The sequence below is a fragment of the Pseudomonas sp. GL_091 genome (assembly GCF_057837725.1).
Genome location: NZ_CM174451.1, coordinates 4,538,939 through 4,558,320, shown reverse-complemented (window position 1 = coordinate 4,558,320; position 19,382 = coordinate 4,538,939). Strand labels below are relative to the sequence as shown.

General features: G+C 62.4%; 20 protein-coding genes and 1 pseudogene. 9 read left to right on the top strand and 12 right to left on the bottom strand.

The window, feature by feature from the left end; translation table 11 throughout:
* Positions 1 to 163 precede the first annotated feature (163 nt).
* The 4 genes and pseudogenes from AC3ITY_RS20660 to AC3ITY_RS20645 all read right to left on the bottom strand — a co-directional run.
* Positions 164 to 1,048 carry a ChaN family lipoprotein gene (locus tag AC3ITY_RS20660; RefSeq protein WP_489304620.1) on the bottom strand — a complete coding sequence of 295 codons (885 nt, stop codon included), beginning with the start codon at positions 1,046 to 1,048 and terminating at the stop codon, positions 164 to 166.
* A 52-nt stretch (positions 1,049 to 1,100) separates the two neighbouring features.
* Entirely contained in the window at positions 1,101 to 1,868 is a 768-nt protein-coding gene (locus tag AC3ITY_RS20655) for a heme ABC transporter ATP-binding protein (protein ID WP_489304619.1), read from the bottom strand.
* Entirely contained in the window at positions 1,868 to 2,851 is a 984-nt protein-coding gene (locus AC3ITY_RS20650; protein WP_489310959.1) for a FecCD family ABC transporter permease, read from the bottom strand. Before AC3ITY_RS20650 ends, AC3ITY_RS20655 begins: the two co-directional genes overlap by 1 nt.
* A gap of 166 nt (positions 2,852 to 3,017) precedes the next feature.
* Positions 3,018 to 3,161 (bottom strand): annotated as a pseudogene (locus AC3ITY_RS20645) (hemin-degrading factor); the annotation flags it as partial.
* 114 nt (positions 3,162 to 3,275) lie between these two features.
* Between AC3ITY_RS20645 and metE the strand changes: the two are divergent.
* On the top strand, positions 3,276 to 5,564 hold the full coding sequence (gene metE / locus AC3ITY_RS20640) for a 5-methyltetrahydropteroyltriglutamate--homocysteine S-methyltransferase (RefSeq protein ID WP_489304618.1): 2,289 nt from the start codon (positions 3,276 to 3,278) through the stop codon (positions 5,562 to 5,564).
* Positions 5,565 to 5,636: 72 nt separating this feature from the next.
* On the opposite strand, the gene AC3ITY_RS20635 is transcribed toward metE, so the two are convergent.
* The 8 genes from AC3ITY_RS20635 to AC3ITY_RS20600 form a co-directional block, all read right to left on the bottom strand.
* Positions 5,637 to 6,308, bottom strand: coding sequence for a class I SAM-dependent methyltransferase (locus tag AC3ITY_RS20635; RefSeq protein ID WP_223457833.1), 672 nt, complete (start codon positions 6,306 to 6,308; stop codon positions 5,637 to 5,639).
* A 111-nt stretch (positions 6,309 to 6,419) separates the two neighbouring features.
* Complete coding sequence (locus AC3ITY_RS20630; RefSeq protein WP_150725287.1) at positions 6,420 to 6,638, bottom strand: DUF4287 domain-containing protein; 219 nt, start codon at positions 6,636 to 6,638, stop codon at positions 6,420 to 6,422.
* 111 nt (positions 6,639 to 6,749) lie between these two features.
* Entirely contained in the window at positions 6,750 to 7,271 is a 522-nt protein-coding gene (locus tag AC3ITY_RS20625) for a cytochrome C (protein WP_489304617.1), read from the bottom strand.
* A gap of 228 nt (positions 7,272 to 7,499) precedes the next feature.
* Entirely contained in the window at positions 7,500 to 8,021 is a 522-nt protein-coding gene (locus tag AC3ITY_RS20620; RefSeq protein WP_008050506.1) for a methylamine dehydrogenase light chain, read from the bottom strand.
* Positions 8,022 to 8,039: 18 nt separating this feature from the next.
* The gene (mauD, locus tag AC3ITY_RS20615) at positions 8,040 to 8,666 is read right to left on the bottom strand and encodes a methylamine dehydrogenase accessory protein MauD (protein WP_489304616.1); all 627 of its coding nucleotides are present in this window, start codon (positions 8,664 to 8,666) and stop codon (positions 8,040 to 8,042) included.
* A 5-nt stretch (positions 8,667 to 8,671) separates the two neighbouring features.
* Positions 8,672 to 9,211 (bottom strand): MauE/DoxX family redox-associated membrane protein, encoded by a 540-nt coding sequence (locus tag AC3ITY_RS20610; protein ID WP_489304615.1) that lies wholly within the window; start codon positions 9,209 to 9,211, stop codon positions 8,672 to 8,674.
* Between the two features lie 11 nt (positions 9,212 to 9,222).
* Complete coding sequence (locus tag AC3ITY_RS20605) at positions 9,223 to 10,371, bottom strand: amine dehydrogenase large subunit (RefSeq protein WP_489304614.1); 1,149 nt, start codon at positions 10,369 to 10,371, stop codon at positions 9,223 to 9,225.
* A 241-nt stretch (positions 10,372 to 10,612) separates the two neighbouring features.
* Positions 10,613 to 12,103: a PAS domain-containing sensor histidine kinase gene (locus AC3ITY_RS20600; protein ID WP_489304613.1), complete on the bottom strand. Its 1,491-nt coding sequence runs from the start codon at positions 12,101 to 12,103 to the stop codon at positions 10,613 to 10,615.
* A gap of 317 nt (positions 12,104 to 12,420) precedes the next feature.
* On the opposite strand from AC3ITY_RS20600, the gene AC3ITY_RS20595 reads away from it, so the two are divergent.
* The 8 genes from AC3ITY_RS20595 (at position 12,421) to AC3ITY_RS20560 (ending at position 19,254) form a co-directional block, all read left to right on the top strand.
* Positions 12,421 to 13,584, top strand: coding sequence for an acyl-CoA dehydrogenase family protein (locus AC3ITY_RS20595; protein WP_489304612.1), 1,164 nt, complete (start codon positions 12,421 to 12,423; stop codon positions 13,582 to 13,584).
* 32 nt (positions 13,585 to 13,616) lie between these two features.
* Entirely contained in the window at positions 13,617 to 13,988 is a 372-nt protein-coding gene (locus AC3ITY_RS20590; protein ID WP_489304611.1) for a hypothetical protein, read from the top strand.
* 3 nt (positions 13,989 to 13,991) lie between these two features.
* Positions 13,992 to 14,462 carry a nuclear transport factor 2 family protein gene (locus AC3ITY_RS20585; RefSeq protein WP_489304610.1) on the top strand — a complete coding sequence of 157 codons (471 nt, stop codon included), beginning with the start codon at positions 13,992 to 13,994 and terminating at the stop codon, positions 14,460 to 14,462.
* Complete coding sequence (locus tag AC3ITY_RS20580; protein ID WP_489304609.1) at positions 14,459 to 15,607, top strand: amidase; 1,149 nt, start codon at positions 14,459 to 14,461, stop codon at positions 15,605 to 15,607. The genes AC3ITY_RS20585 and AC3ITY_RS20580 overlap by 4 nt, the downstream gene beginning before the upstream one ends.
* A gap of 23 nt (positions 15,608 to 15,630) precedes the next feature.
* Positions 15,631 to 16,914, top strand: coding sequence for an aromatic ring-hydroxylating oxygenase subunit alpha (locus tag AC3ITY_RS20575; protein ID WP_489304608.1), 1,284 nt, complete (start codon positions 15,631 to 15,633; stop codon positions 16,912 to 16,914).
* Positions 16,911 to 17,411: an aromatic-ring-hydroxylating dioxygenase subunit beta gene (locus AC3ITY_RS20570; protein ID WP_489304607.1), complete on the top strand. Its 501-nt coding sequence runs from the start codon at positions 16,911 to 16,913 to the stop codon at positions 17,409 to 17,411. Before AC3ITY_RS20575 ends, AC3ITY_RS20570 begins: the two co-directional genes overlap by 4 nt.
* Positions 17,412 to 17,421: 10 nt before the next feature.
* On the top strand, positions 17,422 to 18,162 hold the full coding sequence (locus tag AC3ITY_RS20565) for an SDR family NAD(P)-dependent oxidoreductase (protein WP_489304606.1): 741 nt from the start codon (positions 17,422 to 17,424) through the stop codon (positions 18,160 to 18,162).
* A gap of 141 nt (positions 18,163 to 18,303) precedes the next feature.
* Positions 18,304 to 19,254: a PDR/VanB family oxidoreductase gene (locus AC3ITY_RS20560; RefSeq protein ID WP_489304605.1), complete on the top strand. Its 951-nt coding sequence runs from the start codon at positions 18,304 to 18,306 to the stop codon at positions 19,252 to 19,254.
* Positions 19,255 to 19,382: the final 128 nt, after the last annotated feature.

The following is a 19,382-nucleotide window of genomic DNA, read 5'->3' as shown; positions in this document are numbered from 1 at the left end:
CTGAAATGACAGCGTGATGACTGTACAGACGAAAAAATCGCGGGGATGTTAACAAACTGTGCCGGTGCCGGAGGGGTGGATACGACCATTGGACCGACGTAGAGGCGTGACATAGTGTCGCGCCGCCACAGCAAGCCCCCTCACCACAATGTTTCGCCTGGGTTCAACGACGCAGCTCCGCACAATGATCCTGTTCCGGTTGCGCGGCGGTGTACCACACGTAATCCGCACTCTCGGCGGTCACGGTCTTGCCCGCTTCGGCCAGGATCAGCACCGTATTCCCTTCACCGGCACCGAGGTCTTTCAGGTGCAGCGGCACCCCCAGATCCTTGCGTACGTGGAAGGCACCGGCCAGCAGCAACGCCGGTGTCGGCGCGGCCATCAGGCGTTCGGCCATGCGCCGGTCACGCTGCTGCTGAACGGCGAGCATCGCCGGCATCTGCGCTTCGGGCAGCAGGCCGCAATGGGATTCGCGGATGTCGTCCAGCAAGGTCGCCCGCACCTGTTGGGTGGTGGACGCTTGCCCCGTGAGTACCGGGCGCTGTTTGTAGATCTGCATGATCTGCGCCCGGTCCAGGTTCGCCGCCAGCAGCGGATACGGTTGCCTTAGCGCGTAGGTGACCAGTGCGCCATACACGCTCCAGTCCCAATTGGCCTGCCAGGCCAGCGCCGTGAACGCATCGGCCGGTGGCTGACCAGCGTGGGTCGCGGCTTGCGCGGCATCGACCCTGGCCTGTTGATCGGGGTTGAGCATTTCCATCAGCAGGCTGCCCTGGGCCCGTTGCGCCGCCAGCTCGCGCAGCAGCCACAATTGCAGGGCGTGGTGGTCCGGGTTGTCGTGCTGCTCACCGATCAGAACACGCGGCGCAACGGTCAGACGTTCGACCAGTTCTTGCGGCGTCAGCGTACGGCCCGTGGCGAGTTCGCGGATGACCCCGAGGTCGGTGTGATCACGCCCTTGCGGGGCGATAGGCGCCGGCAGTGGTGTGACCTGATGGGTTTGGCAGGCAGCCAACAGGCTGAATGCACAGAGCAACACAAAGCGCATCGGTTTTCCTTATTGGACAGGTGCCCCCTCGATGACGGAAGAGGGGGCGGTATCAGCGCGCGATGATCAACGGGTGGCCGCGTTCCGGGTGTTGGTGAATCAGCACCTCCAACCCATACACCGCTGCCAGCGCTTCGGCGGTCAGCACTTCTGCCGGTGGACCGTAGGCGTGGGGCAGGCCCTGTTGCAACAACAGTAGTTGATCGCAGTAACGTGCGGCCAGGTTGAGGTCGTGCAGGATCACCAGCACCGCGGCGCCGCGCTCGGCGAAGTCACGCACGGCTTGCAAAATGGTGTGCTGGTGCAGCGGATCGAGCATTGACGTCGGTTCATCGAGCAGCAGGGTTTGCCCTTCGGCACCCGGCCAGAGCTGAGCGAGCACCCGCGCAAGATGCACGCGCTGGCGTTCACCGCCGGACAGGGCCAGGTAGCTGCGTCCGGCAAGATGAAGGGCGTCGGCGGCTTTGAGCGCCTCGGCGACGATTTCGGCATCGCGCACATGGCCGCTGGCATGGGGCAAGCGACCCATGCCGACGACTTCATTGACCGAAAACGCAAAGTTCAGGCTCGAACTCTGCGGCAGCACGGCCAGGCGTTTGGCCCGCTCCTGACCCGGCCAGTCGGCGAGTGGACGCTCGTCGAGGCGGACCGTTCCTACGCTGGTCGCCAGGTCGCCGCATAACGCGGCGAGCAGGGTGCTTTTGCCGGCGCCATTCGGCCCCAGCACGCCGAGCACTTCACCGGGGCGCAACTCGATATCGATGTTCGCCAGTACCGTGCGGTTGCCACGACGTACCAGCAAGTTGTTTGCCCGCAGCATCAGGAACGCCCTCGTACCAGCAGATAAAGAAAAAACGGAGCGCCGATCAGTGCGGTCACGATGCCGATGGGCAATTCAGCCGGCGCCAACAGCAGGCGCGCCGCCAGATCGGCCAGCAACAGCAGGCTGGCACCGGCCAGCAACGACGCGGGCAGCAACACCCGGTGATCCGGGCCGACCAGCAGGCGCATCAGATGCGGCACCACCAGACCGATAAAACCGATCAGGCCGGCCGCCGCGACTGCCGCGCCGACGCCGAGCGCCGTGCACAACACCAACTCAAGCTTGATCCGCTCGATGTCGAAGCCCAGATGACGGGCCTCCGACTCACCCAGCAGCAATGCATTGAGCGCCGCCGCCCGACGGGGCAACCACAACGCCACGCCCAGGGTGACGAACAGCAACGGCCACAAACGCGGGTAACTGGCACCGTTGAGGCTGCCCAGGTTCCAGAACGTCAGGGTACGCAAGGTCGCATCATCAGCCAGGTAGGTGAACAGCCCGACCCCGGCACCGGCCATGGCCGTCATCGCAACACCCGCCAAGAGCATGGTGGCGACGTCGGTTTGCCCGTTGCGGCGACCGAAGCGATACACCATTGCCGTGACGATCAAGCCACCGGCGAAGGCGCTCACCGACAGCAAGTAGGGTTCGATCGCCGGCGGCAAGCCACCGAGCAGGCTGCCGCCGACGATGGCAAGGGCGGCACCGAGCGCCGCACCACCCGAGACGCCGACCAGACCAGGGTCCGCCAAGGGATTGCGGAACAACCCCTGCATTGCCACGCCGGACAACGCCAGTACCGAACCGACGGCGATACCGAGCAGACTGCGCGGCAGACGAATCTGACCGAGGATCAGCTGCGCCTGCTGCGTGTCGCCACCTTCCAGCGGCAACCCCAGCAGACGCATCCCGCCCAGCAACGTATCGCCCAGGGGCAGGCTGACCGGCCCGAGGGCCAGGGACAACCAGAACACCAGCACCAGCAACAGCAGCAAAAAAATCAACGTCGGACGCGGCCGAAAAATGGCCGTCATGGGTTGATCCCGGCGGTCTGCGCCGTGGCGTCCGGGTAGAACGCCGTGGCACAGGCCAGCAGTGTTTTGATACGCATCGGGACTATTCCTTAGCCGATCAGAGGGGGTGGCGGGCATCGAAAACTTCGTAGCGGGTGATGATGCCATCGACGCCCGGCTTACGCACACGCCACGGTTCGGTCGCGCCAGTGGTTTTCAGGTGCAGGTTGAACATTGGGGCGAGCACGCTGAACCAGGTGTCCATCCAGTGCAGGCTGTGCAGTGTCATCGATCATGAGAAGGACTTGTGATCATCAAGATTAAAATGAGTTTGTCTCATTCGCTAGCACTGTCGACAATGGCCCCATTGAACGCATTGGAGTTAATTGACATGGCTGTGGCCCATTCCCTTGGATTTCCGCGCATTGGTCGCGACCGCGAACTGAAAAAGGCTCAAGAGGCGTTCTGGAAGGGCGAGCTCGACGAAGCCGGTCTGCGCACCGTGGGCCGCGACCTGCGCAAGACCCACTGGGACTTGCAGAAAAAGGCCGGCATCGAGCTGCTGCCGGTCGGTGACTTCGCCTGGTACGACCAGGTCCTGACCCACTCGCTGATGTTCGGTGTGATCCCGGAGCGGTTCCGCCCGCACGATGGCAAGGCCAGCCTGCAAACCCTGTTCGGCATGGCGCGCGGTGTGAGCGACAGTTGCTGCGGCGGCGCGCATGCCCAGGAAATGACCAAGTGGTTCGACACCAACTATCACTACCTCGTCCCTGAATTCAGCGTCGATCAGCAATTCCAACTTGGTTGGGACCAGTTGTTCGAAGAAGTCGAAGAAGCCCGCGCACTGGGGCACAACGTCAAACCGGTGATCATCGGCCCGCTGACTTACTTGTGGCTGGGCAAGGCCAAGGGCGCCGACTTCGACAAGCTGGAGCTGCTGGATCGCCTGTTGCCGCTGTACGGCCAGATCTTCCAGCGCCTGGCGGCACAGGGCGTCGAGTGGGTACAAATCGACGAACCGATCCTGGTGCTTGACCTGCCACAGGAATGGAAAAACGCCTTTGAACGGGCCTACAACCTGATTCAGCGTGACCCGTTGAAGAAGCTGGTCGCCACTTACTTCGGTGGTCTGGAAGAAAACCTGGGCCTGGCCGCCAACCTGCCGGTGGACGGCCTGCACATCGATCTGGTGCGCGCACCTGAGCAGTACCCGACCATCCTCGATCGCCTGCCTGCCTACAAAGTGCTGTCGCTGGGCCTGGTCAATGGCCGTAACGTCTGGCGCTGCGACCTGGAAAACGCTTTGGCCATCTTGCAGCACGCTCAAGAACGTCTGGGTGATCGCCTGTGGGTCGCGCCATCCTGCTCGCTGCTGCACAGCCCGGTCGACCTGGGGCGTGAAGACAAGCTCGATGCCGAACTGAAAAGCTGGCTGGCGTTTGCCGTGCAGAAGTGTGAAGAAGTCGCGGTGCTGGCTCAGGCGGTTAACGAGCCGGAAGCGCTAAAGGTGCTTGAAGCGCTGACTCAAAGCCGTGCCGTGCAGGCCAGCCGTGCGGCGTCGCCACGCATACACAAACCGGCCGTGCAGGCGCGTGTTGCGGCGATCACCGCCAAGGACAGCCAGCGTCATTCGCAGTTTGCCCAGCGTATCGAGAAACAGCGCGCTGGCCTGAACCTGCCGCTGTTTCCGACCACTACCATCGGTTCGTTCCCGCAAACCGCATCGATCCGTCTGGCTCGCCAGTCGTTCAAGCAAGGCAAGTTGACCGAAGCCGAATACACCGAAGCCATGCACAGCGAGATCCGTCACGCCGTGCAAGTGCAGGAACACCTGGGCCTGGACGTGCTGGTGCACGGTGAAGCCGAGCGTAACGACATGGTCGAATACTTCGCCGAGCAACTCGATGGCTACGTGTTCACCCGTTTCGGCTGGGTCCAGAGCTACGGTTCGCGTTGTGTGAAACCGGCGGTGATCTTCGGCGACCTGAGCCGTCCGAAAGCCATGACCGTGGAGTGGATCCGCTACGCCCAAGGTCTCACCGACAAGGTGATGAAGGGCATGCTGACCGGTCCCGTGACCATGCTGATGTGGTCGTTCCCGCGTGAAGACGTGAGTCGCGAAGTGCAGGCCCGTCAACTGGCCTTGGCAATTCGCGACGAAGTGGTGGACCTGGAAGCCGCCGGGATCAAGATCGTGCAGATCGACGAAGCCGCATTCCGCGAAGGCCTGCCGTTGCGTCAGGCGCAGTGGCAGCACTACCTGGACTGGGCGACCGAAGTGTTCCGCCTGTGCGCCTCCGGCGTGCGTGACGAAACCCAGATCCACACCCACATGTGCTACAGCGAATTCAACGATGTGATCGAGTCCATCGCCGCCATGGATGCCGACGTGATCACCATCGAAACCTCGCGCTCGGACATGGAACTGCTGGACGCGTTCGAAGCCTTTGCCTACCCGAACGAAATCGGCCCTGGCGTGTATGACATCCACTCGCCCAGGGTGCCGGATTCCTCGGAAATGGCCAACCTGTTGCGCAAGGCCGCCAAGCGTATTCCCGCCGACCGCCTGTGGGTCAACCCGGACTGCGGCCTGAAAACTCGTGGCTGGCCGGAAACCGAAGCGGCGCTGGTGCATATGGTCAACGCTGCGCGTCAGCTGCGTAAGGAATTGGCCTGACGCTTTAGTAGATGCGCCGCTCCCACAGGATTGCTTGGCAGTCAGCATCTGTGTGCTGGCTTTGAAAGCCACTCAGCGCCGCGGTTCGGCCACCAACAGCAATGACTGCGGCACTGGGCTTTGCGGGTGCTGTGGCTCCTGCAAGCCGGCCAGCATAAAACCCGCCATGTCCAACGCATTGAGCCAACTGGACAGGGTGCGGAAATACCACGGCATGGCTTGCCACTGCCCCTTGAAGCCAGAGAAAGTCTCTTCCCGCCAACCATCCTGATAATCCCCCGCCGCAGCCGCCCACGGGTGTAGCGTCTGGATCACCAGCGCGCCGCCAGGGGCGAGCAGGGTGTTCATGGCGGCGAGCAGGGGGATGATGTCCTGATGCAGCAGGGCGAAGTTGGCGCAGATCAGGTTGTAGTCGCGGCCGATGTCGACTTTCGCGTCTGCCAACTGTTCATAGCTCGCCAAATGCACCGGCGCAGCGCCCGCCGCCCGCGCCGCCTCCACCAGCGTCCCATCGCCATCGACACCGACCGCCTCGATACCCCGGTTTGCCAGCGCACGCAACAACCAGCCTTCGCCGCAACCCAGGTCGAGCACACGCTCGGGCTGGCGCCCCAGCACCGCTAGCAGGATGGCCTGGTCGGTGACCTTGAGGCGGCTTTCGATGGTGCCGCTGCGTATGGCGTCGATCCAGGCCCGGGCGTTGTGGTGCCAACTGTCGAGGAGGGTGGATTCGGGGGCTGACATGGTCGATGTCCGGCGTGATGGGTTGGATGAAAGGATAGGGCAACAGAAGATTTACGGTGGAGCCGGTTTTACCCGGCACCACCGATAGCGCAGAGAAGGATGGACCCGTGGCTAGGCGCTTTTGCTGGCTGCCAGATGATAGGCAACCAGCGCATTGGCGTGGCCATGACCCATGCCGTGTTCGGTTTTGAGCCAGGCCACCATCTCCATGTGTTTCTTGTCGCTGACGGTCTTGAGCAGGTCCAGCCAATGGCTGATCGGCTGCCCGTACTTTTTTTCAATGGACGGAAAGTACGAAGCCGGTCCTTTGGTTTTTGTCTCTTCGGTCACGATGCAAACTCCCTTTTCGATTTTCCAGGTTCGAAAACAGCTCCGGTTACGTTACTTATTTGCCGTCAACGCGTCCATCGTCCAGATAGTCGAACCTGAACCACGTCGCTCTCAGTCATTCATCCCGTCATCGATCGCGATGCCCTTGGCACGCATGGCCTTGATCAACTCACCACGGGTGCCGGGCAAGTTGAGCATGGTCTTGGCGCGCAATGCCGTGACTTCTTCGGCGGTGTAGGGCTGATAGTCGGCCGGCAGGCTGTTGCCCGCCATGCCGTCATCACGCATCAGCCAGTTGAGCAAGTCCGCCAGTTGCGCGTTGTTCAATGCCGACTGCGACATGCCCGGCACCCGCACGAGGAATTCGCGACCACCGGGGACTTTCAGGAAATTGCCGACAAAGCCTTTCATCCGTGGCGTGTCGTTGGCGGCGGAACCGCTGCCGTCGCCCAAGTGGCAACCGGCGCATTGCAGTTGGTAGTTCACGCCGACGCTGTAACCGGCCTGGGCGATCGGGGTTTGCAGCGATTCATTGCCCGGCGCGTGATGCTGGTTCGGGTCAGGAATGGCCCGGGCATAGGCGAGCGGGGCGCTCAGGGCGCAGACGAGACCGAGCAATATCAAACTACGCATGTAACCCAACTCCGCTGATGACCGGTTTGGCTCTGGACTCTGTAGGAGCGAGCTCGCTCGCGAAGGGCGTCAACGATAACGCGTGCTATCTGGTTAAACGCGTCGTGCTTGAGTTCTTCGCGAGCAAGCTCGCTCCTACACAGGTGCAGAGAGCAGTTAAAAAAAAGAAAAGCAGCCACAGAAAAAAAGCCGCCGATTGCGCGAACAACCGGCGCAAAGCGCGTTTTTTTAAACGGCGACGCCGCGGATGACCGAAACGGTGCAGTGGTAGATGTGGGATTTGGCGGCCAGGCACCAGTTCACATCGTTGTTGTTGAACGGGCGGTAGGCCGGTTCTTCACTGTCGTTACGGGTGCAGGCGCACTGGGCGCAGCTTTGCTTACCGCAGCAGTCGTTGTACGAAATGATGTAGTCCTTGCCGTCGGCCGGGTTGCGGCAGGTGCCGATCCAGGTCACTTGCGAGGCTTCGGTGCCCGGTGGGCAGGACGTCACCGACCCGCCGCAGCAGCTGCACAGAAAGCCGTCGATGGAGCAGTAGCGCCAGTAGTCGCAGCTGTTCGGATCACCCGGGTCGCCGGCCTGTGCAGGCTCCGCGGCCAGGGCCTTGCTGGTGCGATCCAGCGGCAACAGCAAGGGCAGGGCGGCACCGGCCACCATCAGCGAACCCATGCGTGCCAGCAGTTTGCGGCGCGAAGTGGTGTCGGCGACACGGCGGGACGAACGCTCAAACAACAGATCCAGCAGTTTCATAAAGGTCTCCCTGCCTTATCAGTGGCTATGGCCGTGGCTGTGGTCGTGATCGTGGCTGTGCGGTTGGGCATTGAGGTACTGCTGCAGCGTGGCGTGCTTCAGGTGCTCGACTTCGAACAGGCTGTCCAGGTGCTCGCGGGAGTTGACCAGGCCTTTGGCGCGCAGGGTGCCGGCCTTGTCGATCAGCGCGGCGTACGGCAGCTTGCCGATCTGGTAGGTCATGCCCACTTCCGGGCCGACCACATAAGTCGCGTCTTCCAGTTTGTGTTCGCGGATCAGCGCTTGCTGGGCGTCCATGTCGCCATCGCTGACGAACACCACGTCGAGGTTACCGGCCTGTTCCTTGGCGATGGATTTGATCGCCGGCAGCAGCGACTTGCAGATCGGGCAGGTCGGCGAGAGGAAGAACAGCAGTTGCGATTTCTCGCCGGCATAACCGAAGTTCACCGGACGACCGTGACGGTCGCTGGCAGTGATTTGCGGCGCAGGTTCATTGACCGCCACGCCTTTATCGACCATCAGCGCGCCGGCCGGCGCCAGGCGACCGTGCAGCACGCCAATCTGCCGCACCAGGCCCATGACGACAAACGCCACGGCCACCAGCAGCACCCAGAGCAGAACGTTGGAAACAATCAAGCCTTCCATTTCGATTACCTACCAATCAATTTGAGCAGAAGAGGGGAATTCGCCCGCAAGCCATCGGCCGCGGCGTAGATGAGCAGCGCGACCGCAGCGGCTGCCAGGGTCACGAAGCCATCGAACAGGTTGAGGTCGCGGACAACCGGCGCCACGCTGGCCACCAGCGCAAGAGCCACCAGTGCGCTGTTGCGTAGCAGCAGTACCGGGCGCAGCGGCTGTGCCTGGTCGGGACCGGCGCAACCGCAGTCGATGTCCGCGCGACCGCGCCACAGGTTGATGCCGATGGCGGCGGCGTACAGGGCCAACAGGCTGGCGGCGCTCAACGCGGCGTAACCACGGCAAACCGGCACCAGCAGGGCAAAGGCGATGGCCAGTTCCAGCAGCGGCACCAGCCGCGCCGTCGGGCGCACCAGCGCTTCGGGCAGCAGTTGATAGTCCGCCAGTTGCCGGGCGAAGCGGGCCGGCGCGCGCAACTTGTGGGTCGCGGCGCTGGCCAGCAACACCGCGATGGCGACGGCGCTGGCAATGATGAAGAGCGGATCTGTGTGCATGGCCGAACCTCTTAGTAGCTCAGGACCTGAGTCGCGGTTTTGGCGACTTTCGGCATGCTGCCGGTGAGCTTGTTGGTCTTCAGATCGAAAATCTGCAAACCGCCTTCCACATCAGCGCCGAGCAACAACGGCTTGTCGTCGCCGGTTGCCTGCATGCTCCACACCGGAACCGGGGCTTCCAGGGTCGCTACTTTCTTGTGGGTCTTGAGGTCAAATGCCCAGATCAGCGGGCTCGGGTCTTCCCACTTCAACGGTTCGTGGGCGTCGTGCATCAGCACGTACAGGCGGTCCAGTTTCGGCGCCACGGCCATCAGCTGCCAGCCACCCGGCGCCCATCCGGCTTTCTTGTCTTCGTCGGAAACCAGCGACCAGGACGGCAGGACCTTCGGCGCATCACCGGCGAAATCCACCGGGCGTACGGTGCCGGTCGTGGTGGTGAAGTAGTAGGTGTCGCCGACGTTGACGGCGCGCTCTACCAGTTTTTCCGCGTTCGGATCAAAGAACGGCGTGCGGCTGCGCGCGGTTTCCTGGCCTTGATCGTTGAGGGTCACCACCTGCAGGCTGCCGTCGCCGCACAGCGAGGCGAAGCGGCGGTTGCCGACCGGGTAGTTGAGCACGCAACCGGGGATGGCGATTTCCGTGGCAACGGCCTTGGCCTGGGTATCGACCACTGTCACCGAGGTCGACGGAGTGAAGTTGTAGACGTAGACGAACTTGTCGTCACCGCTCGGCTTGAGCGAATAACGCTGGGTCAGCGATTCGGCGCGTTTGTTCGGAATCAGCACTTCCCAGGCCGGCGACAGGGTCGAGCTGTCCCAGGCGGTGAGCACGTCGGTGCGGGTGCCGCGGGTGCCGCGGGAATACCAGATGTCCGCACTGTAAATGGTTTTCTTGTCGTGACTGAGGGTCGACGGTGCAGCAAAACCGGTCGGCACCATACCGAGGATGCGCTTCTGGTCCGGGTCGACCACGGTCACGCGGCCAGCCACGAAGCTGTCGAACTCGACGTCGATGACAAACGCGCGGTGAGCTTCGGGCGGAAATGCCAGAACGGTCTGGCCAATCGTACCGGCGGGCAAGTCCGCGCGGGCACTGTTCAAACCGAGTACAAGCAGGCTCAGGCCTAGCGCTGACTGTACGGAGATCCTGTTTGTTCGCATAAGGGGAACTTCCTGAATTGTTGGTAACGCGGATCGCGGGTGCTTTGGCAGATTTTTACCCTTTGATTCTGCCGTGCCCCGCGATCGGGAGAATTGCCCTGCCTGCCAAGTGTTTGTGTGTCTGTGCCAGTGTCATGAAGGACTATGTAGGAGCGAGCTTGCTCGCGAAAAAAAACAAGGGCACCGCTGGGCATCTGGTAGTGCGCGTTATCGTTCACCACCTTCGCGAGCAAGCTCGCTCCTACAGGGGGCAGGGAGACGATAAGAGGGGAAGGGAGAAGGTAAACACCGCGCCACACGGCTCGAGGTTTTGCGCCCAGATATCGCCACGGTGGCGGCCGATGATGTTCTTGCACAGCGCCAGGCCGATGCCATTACCGCTGACCTTGGACGAGAAGAAACCGTCGAACAGCTTCTCCTGCGCCTGGGCCTGAATGCCGCGACCGCAGTCTTCGATGCGCACCAGGGCCACATCGTTCTCGCGGCTGGCATGGATACGCAACAAGCGTCGTTCAGTGGGCAGGTCGGCCATTTCTTCAATGGCGTTGAAGGCCAGGTTGAGGATCACCTGGCCGATCAGCACCTTCTCGCAACTCACCCGCAGCGGTTCGGGCGCGGTGACGATTTCCACGCGCACCCGGCTCGGATCGGCCCGCAGGCTGATGAAGTAGCGGGTTTCGCGCAGCAGTTCATTAAGGTCGACCAGCTCTTCGGTCTGCTCCAGCTTGACCACGTAATCGCGCACGCTCTTGATGATCACCGAGGCATGCTCGATTTGCCGCACGGCGTTTTGCAAACCCCAGGCGACGCCTTGATCGGTTTCGCCGGCGTTGCCCAGGCGAATCACCGCGCCTTCAATAAAGTTGCGGGTCGCCGCCAATGGCTGGCTCAACTCGTGGGCGATGGCCACCGCCATTTCACCCATGGCGTTGTAGCGTGCCAGGTATTCGAGTTTCTGCTCGCTGACCCGCCGCGCCTCCTCGGCCTGCACTTGCTCAGTCACGTCGCGGAACAGCAGCAGATGGCCGACCAGATCGTCCTCGATCTCGATGTAGCGGCAGGTTGCGTCATGCCAGCGCCATTCGCCATCGCGGCGCTGCACCTTGTAATGCACGTTGAACGGTGCGTGCTCCGGCGTTTCATGGGCAAATTGTTGCAGCAGGCGCTGGCCGGATGCGTCGTCGCACCAGGCCAGGAAGTTCTTGCCCATCAGCTTGTGCACTTCGCTGTTGAGCAGGTGCGCGCCGGAGTCGCTGATAAAACCGATATCGCCCTCGGGGCCGAGCACCGCCACGCCTTCGGCCAGGTCCTGCATGAAGGCCGTGAGTCGACTCTCGAAACGCTTGAGGTCGCGCTTGACCTTGTCCTCTTTGGAGATGTCGCGGAACTGCACCATCAGCACATCGCGACCGTCCAGGTGCACCAGGGTCGCTACAGCCTCGGACAGAATCTCCACCCCTTGCTTGGAGCGATAGCACCACTCGATGGCCCGCTGCCCGGTGCGCGCGGCACCTTCCAGCCAGCGCAAGCCCACCGAACGCCGGTACTTCGGTGCGTCGCGGGTCATGTCCGGAGCCTTGAGCGGCGTCAGTTCTTCCAGGCTAAAGCCGAGCGCTGCCAGGGCAGCGGTGTTGGCCCAGAGAATTTCCTTGGTGTGCGCGTCATGAAGAATGATGCACAGCGGCATGGCTTCGATCAGCGCATAAAAGTCGTTCGGTTTTGGCTGGTACATCGCACGGCCCCTGGCGGCAGAGATTTGCAGTATGGCGTTTTATACCTGCTCGCACAGCGGGATGCGCTCAGAGGTAACCGGTGGGGGTCTAGGGGTTTTCTTTAGCGAGGGGGCTGCACGCACCAATAGTTGTGCCGGGACGCGGTTTTTACACTGGACCTCAATGCAAGGGTGACCACACCGCCCCTTCCCCTGTAGGAGCGAGCTTGCTCGCGAAAAACGTCTGAACAACGCAGTCATCCAGACTGGGCTCGTTATCGTTGACGTCCATCGCGAGCAAGCTCGCTCCTACAATAATCAAAACGGAGAACTAGCCCATGCTGCGTTCAGCTGTCGCGCAACAAGACCCTGTGTCCGCCCCGGTCGTGCCAATGGTCGAGAGTCAGCTATTTCAGCAAGTGCTGGATGAGGTCCGCCAACGCCGCGAGGAATTCGACGCCGGCTCCCACGTGCCTCGGGACATGATCGAGCGATTCAAGCAGGTGGGAATCTACCGTGCCGCCACGCCGAATTGCTTCGGCGGTGATGCCCTGGCACCGTCGCTGTTCCTGCAAATGATCGAACGCATCTCCGAAGCCGACGGCTCGGCGGGCTGGGTGGCAAGCTTCGGTAGCGCCGGTGTCTACCTGGCAGCCTTGCCGCGGGAAACCCTGGCGGAGCTCTACGCCGAAAGCCCTGACCTGGTATTCGCCGGCGGCCTGTTCCCCTTGCAACCGGCCGAGGCCGTAGAAGGCGGCTATCAGGTCAACGGCACCTGGAAATTCGCCAGCGGCTGCAAAGGCGCAGACCTGTTGGGCGTTGGCATCGGCGCTGCCGGCGGCAAGCCACGCACCGCTGTATTTCGCCCGGAGCAGGTAGACATCGTCGAGAACTGGGAAGTGGTCGGCCTCAAGGGCACCGGTAGCCATGACCTGCGAGTGAGCGATAAACGCGTTGATGAGCGCTGGACCTTCATCCGTGGCGGTGCCGCAACCATCGACGAGCCGTTGTTCCGCTACCCGTCGATCGCCTACGCCGCGCAAGTGCTGGCAGTGGTCAACCTCGGCCTGGCCCGTGCAGCGCTGGACGAAATCAGCCGCATGGCTGGCGGCAGCGGCATCACCGGCGCGCCGAAATTGTCCGACCGCGCTTACGTGCGCATCGAGATCGCCAAGGCTGAAGCCAAGCTCAGCGCCGCCCGCGGTTTCTTCTACAACGCCACCGAACAGGTGTGGAACTCGATCCTGGCCGGCAACCCGGTCACCCCGGAGCAGACCAGCCTGCTGCGCCTGTCGGCCATTCACGTGTCCCAGGCCGGTGCCGAGGTGGTGCAGAGCGCCTACAGCCTGGCCGGCACCACCGCCATTTACCTGCGCCATCCACTGCAACGCTACCTGCGCGACTCGATGGTGGTGACCCAGCACGCCTTCCTCAGCGAAGGCCTGTATGACGGCGCCGGCTCGGTGTTCCTCGGCGTCCCGCCGTTCCCGGGCTACATCTGAACCCGTTTTTCACTTATTCAAGGATCAACAACATGTCCCAAGCTACCCAGGAACCGTTGCGCGTCGTCTTCTGCATCGGCATCACCCAGAACTTTTTCGACCTGCCCACCGGCGAAGGCCTGAGCGTTTGGAAGGGCTTCAGCCAGATGATGGGTGACCTCGGCGGCATGCCCGGCATCACCGTGCTCGGCGCAATGGACGACGACCGCCTGATGGTCGGCCCGTCCACCACCTCGCCCTGGACCGTGTACATCATGGCCGACGTCGACTGCCACCAGTCGGTGATCGACGCCTGCAACCTGTTCCGCACCACGCCGGTCGGCCAATACAGCCTGTGGCGCTACGCCAAGGTCGAAGCGCGCATCGGTCGCCCGTTGACCATTCCTGATGCGGCCAGGGTGTAAGCCATGAACGAGGCCTTGCTGCAGCGTCTGGCGACGCTCGAAGGGGAAAGTGCCGTGCGCCGCTTGATGGCGCGCTACATGGACCTGTGCGACGTGCCGCGGGCGGCGATTCATCAGAGCCAGTTGGCGCAATTGTTCACCGAGGACGCGATCTGGGAAGGCCTCGGCACCCAGACCGCACAGACCTTCGGTCAGCACCAGGGGCGTGAGGCGGTGGCGGCGTTTGTCGGTGGTTACTTGCCGCCGTCCGACCACTTCAAGCTGAACCTGCACTACCTCACCAGCGAATCAATTGTGGTCGACGGCAAGGCGGCGCAGGGGCAGTGGATCATGCAGCAGATCTCGACTTACGCCGATGGCCGTAACGAGCTGTTCGGCACGCGTCTGAACATTGATTTCCGTTGCGTGGATGGCGTCTGGTTGATCGCGCATTTCCGCACGCAACGCTTGTTCAATACGGAGCTGAGTACATGAGTACTTTCATCAGCGAATTCCTCCTCGGCGGCAACGGCAAGCGCGTCGCCATCAAGGACTCCATCGACATCGCCGGCCACCCGACCCGTTCGGGCAGCCGCGCGTTTGCCGATGCACCGGCGGCAACCAAAAACGCCGAAGTGGTCGACGCGATCCTGGGCGCTGGCTGGCAGATCGTCGGCAAGACCAACCTGCATGAACTGGCGTTCGGCGTGACCGGCATCAACGACTGGACCGGCACACCGATCAACCCGCAAGCACCGGATCGCGTGCCGGGCGGCTCGTCCAGCGGTTCGGCCTCGGCGGTTGCCGCCGGGTTGGCGGACATCGCCATCGGCACCGACACCGGTGGCTCGGTGCGGGTGCCAGCAGCGTGCTGCGGCATTGCCGGGTTGAAGCCGACTTATGGTCGTGTCAGCCGTGTCGGCGCCCATCCGCTGGAATCCAGCCTCGATTGCGTCGGGCCGTTCGCCAAAAGCATGGACGACCTGATCGCTGCGATGCAGGTGATCTGCCCGGGCTTTACCGCTCAAGGCCTGCCGGGTGACGGCGCCAGGGTCGGCTTTCTCGAGGTGGCCTGCGATGCGCATCTGCAAGCAAGCTTGGGTGCCGCCGCCGACCGCGCCGGATGGCGTCGCAGCAACCTGCACCTGAGCGAATTCGAAGCAGCGTTCGCCGCCGGCCTGACCGTGATCAATTTCGAAAACTGGGCGGCGTTCGGCCATCTGACTGGCAAGGGCCTGATCGGCGCCGATGTGGAAACACGTTTGCTGGCGGCCAGCCGCACCACCCGCGAAGAACTGGCCCAGGCCGAAGCCGTGCGCACAGCGTTCACCCAACAAGTGGACGCGGCGCTGGAAGATTTTGCCGTACTGCTGCTGCCGACAATGCCGACCCTGCCGCCGACCCTCAGCGAGGCCCGCGCCGGTAGCAAAGCCGTAGCCGGCATGACCCCGCTGGTTCGGCCTTTCAACCTAAGCGGCCACCCGGCGCTGACGGTGCCGGTGGAGCTCGATTGCGGCGGGCTGAAGGTCGGCCTGCAAATTGTCGGTCGTAAAGGTCAGGACGAACTGGTCTGCACCTTCGGCGCGCAACTGCAACAGAGCATGGCCGGTGAACGGCCTGGCTCTAAAACAAAATCATAAAAAGAAGCCATGAGGAGAACCGCATGAGCACTCATGAATATCAGCTGATCGCAACGTCGAAAAGCCCCGAAGACCTGGTCCAGCACGACCGCGTCGACGTCTCGCTGTACAACGACCCGGCGCTGTTCGAAGCCGAGCTGGACAAGATTTTCTACCGCACCTGGGTGTGGGTTGCCCACGAAAGCGAAGTGCGCAATTCCGGCGACTTCAAGACCGCCACCATCGGCCGTCGCCCGGTGATCGTCGTGCGCGACAAGAAGAACAACATCAACGTGCTGGAAAACCGTTGCCGCCACCGTGGCGCCACCGTGTGCGAGAAGCACAAGGGCAACGCCACCGGTTTCACCTGCCCGTACCACAGCTGGTCCTATGGCCTGGACGGCAAGCTGCGTGCGCTGCCGTATCCGGATGGCTACGAAGGCATCCTGGAGAAATCCGAATTGCCGCTGACCAGCCTGCGCGTCGAAAGCTACGCCGGCATGATCTTCGCCAGCTACAACGACGAGATCGAACCGCTGGAAGACTTCCTTGGCGGCGCCAAACACTGGATGGACCTGTTCATGAAACAGGGCGCCGGCTACCCGATCAAGACCCAGGGCGAACACAAGTTCAGCTTCAAGGGCAACTGGAAGATCCAGTTGGAAAACACTACCGACGGTTACCACTTCCCGATCGTGCACAAGTCGTTCATGTCGTCGGTGGATGAAGAAACCTCGGAAATGCTCTCGTTCATGACTGATGAACAAGCCGTGACTCACTCCCTGGGCAACGGCCACAGCGTGATGGTCATGGTGCCGGAGCACGTCGATCTCGATCATGACGACGGCACCGAACAGTTGCAGGAGCGCTTCGCCCATGTGACTGAAGAACTGTCGAAAACCATGCCGGCCGATCAGGTTCGTCGCATCGTGCGCTCGCTGCACGGCGCCGGTTTCAACCTGAACCTGTTCCCGAACGTGGCGATGTCGATGTCGTTCTTCCGCGTGCTGCGCCCGGTGTCGGTCACCGAAACCGAAATCCGCCATGTGGCCCTCGGCATGGACGGCGGCCCGGAAATCGCCAACCGCGAACGCATGCGCATCCACGAACACTTCCAGGGCCCGTTCGGTTTCGGCAGCCCTGACGATGCCGAGGCCTGGGACCGCGTGCAGCGCGGCTCGTATGCCGGCGTCGACGCGCCAATCCTGGTCAACCGCGGCCTGAACCGCGAAATCACCGCTGAAAACGGCGACAAGGTCAGCCACGCCACCGACGAAGGCGGCATGCGCGGTGCCTACGACATGTGGAAAAGGATGATGAGCCAATGAGCAATCAAGACACCCTGAACGGTTTTTCCGGCCAATTGGCCCAGGCCATCGAATTCATCTGGCGCGAAGCCGAACTGCTCGACCACAAGAACTACGCCGAATGGGCGACCCTGTGGAGCGAAAGCGGCAAGTACATCGTGCCGATCGACCCGGACACCGAGGATTTCGAAGCGACGCTCAATTACGCCTACGACGATGCGCGCATGCGTGACCTGCGCATCGAGCGCCTGACCGCCGGCTACTCGCCGTCGGCGGTGGACGCGGCTAAAACCATCCGCACGATCTCGCGTTTCCGTCTGGTGGAAGCCGCCGGCAACATCGTCGAAGTCAATTCGGCGCAGCTGCTGTACGCCTACAAGCGCGGCGTGCACACGCCGTTCGTGGCCGACCTGAACCACCGTATCCGCTTCACCGACGGCGTGCCGACCCTGGAGCGCAAAGTGGTACGGCTGATCAACTCCACCGACAGCCTGAGCGCGCTCGGCTTCCTTTTGTGAGGGCAATATCATGAGTCGAGTAGCCCTCGTAACGGGTGCCTCGCGCGGACTGGGCGAGTGCATCGCCCGCCGTCTGCACGCGGCGGGTTATCGCGTCGGCCTGGCCGATGTGCGCCTCGATGGCGTGCGGCATCTGGCCGCCGAGCTGGATGGCAGCGGCGCCACGGCAGTCGCCATCGAACTGGATGTGCGCAGCAAGGCCGACTTCCAGCGTGCCCGCGATCTGCTCACTGAGCAGTGGGGTGGCACCGACATTCTGGTGAACAACGCCGGTGTGTCGAAAGTCGCGGCGCTGATGGACATCACGCCGGAAGAATTCGACGAGTCGATGGCGATCAACCTGCGCGGCACCTTTGTTGCCTGCCAGGTGTTCGGCGCGCACTTTGCCGAGCGCGGCTTCGGTCGCATCGTCAACATTGCGTCCCTGGCCGGACAGAACGGCGGTACCGCCACTGGCGCGCATTACGCGGCAGCCAAGGGCGGCGTGGCGACCCTGACCAAGGTCTTCGCCCGTGAACTGGCACCCCAGGGGGTGACGGTCAACAGCATCTCGCCGGGTCCGCTGGACTTGCCGGTGGTGCGCGAAACCGTGGCTCCGGAGCGTCTGGAGCAGATCCTGAAAATGATCCCGGCCGGCACCCTTGGTGACCCGGTGTTCATCGCCGACAGCGTGTTGCTGCTGATCGCCGATAACGCGACCTCTGTGACCGGTGCATGCCTGGACGTCAACGGCGGCTTGTTCATGCGCTGAAGCCCTGATTCAGGGCTAGAGAATGTCCCTGCAGGAGCTGCCGAAGGCTGCGATCTTTTAAGGTCAAGATCAAAAGATCGCAGCCTGCGGCAGCTCCTACAAGAGATGTGTTAAACGAAAAACAAGTATTCAGGTGATGCAATGATGAAGGTGAAGATCGAAAGGATCGTCGACGAAGCGCTGGATATCCGTTCCTTTCGCCTCGTGCGCAGTGACGGCCAGCCGCTCGACACCTATGAACCGGGTGCCCACGTCGACCTGACCGGGCCGACCGGGGTGACCCGCCAGTATTCGCTGTGCAGCCCGCCACAGGATCGCCGGGCGTATCTGGTGGCGGTGAAGAAAGAAGCGCAGTCGCGCGGTGGTTCGCTGGCGCTGCACGAGCAAGTGGAAGAGGGCATGGAGCTGGAAATGGGAGCGCCGCGCAACCTGTTCCGTCTCGATGAAACGGCCAGCGAACACGTGCTGTTCGCCGCCGGTATCGGCGTCACGCCGCTGTTGAGCATGGCCTACAAATTGGCGGAAAGCGGCCAGCCGTATCGCCTGCACTATTTCGCGCGCTCGGCGCAGTACGCTGCGTTTACCGAACTGTTGGCGACGAACTTTGCTGAGTCTGTGGAATTTCACTACGGCGTGGAACCCGCGGATCTCGACGCCGCGTTGAGTGAATGCCTGGAGCGTGCTGGCAGCGCCGCCCACGTCTACACCTGCGGCCCGGCACCCTTCATGAACAAAGTAGTGGAAGTGGCGTCCCGCAGTCGCTCGGATGATGCCATTCACCTGGAACACTTCGCCGCAGACCCGGCCGCCAACAGTGCGCGGGCGGGTACGTTCGAAGTCGAACTGGCCAGTTCCGGCGTGGTGCTGCAAGTGCCGGCCAACACCAGCCTGGTCGACGTGTTGCAGGCCCATGGTTGCGACATTGACACCGAGTGCCGCGAAGGCATTTGCGGTACCTGCATCGTCGAGGTCCTGGACGGTTTACCGGAGCACCGGGACAACTGCCTGTCGAACAAGGAAAAGGCCTCCAACAAGCAGATTTGCGCGTGTGTATCACGGGCGCTTTCCGCTCGTCTGGTATTGGACCTTTAACTGAAAGTCGCCTGGAAAGCTTGGGTCGGAGCCTGTTGAATGGGCGCCCGGCGGCCGTCGAAGGAGGAGATGGCTACAGAAATTACCGTTTTGACGAACCGCTCGATGAAGCGGTCGAAAAATAACAA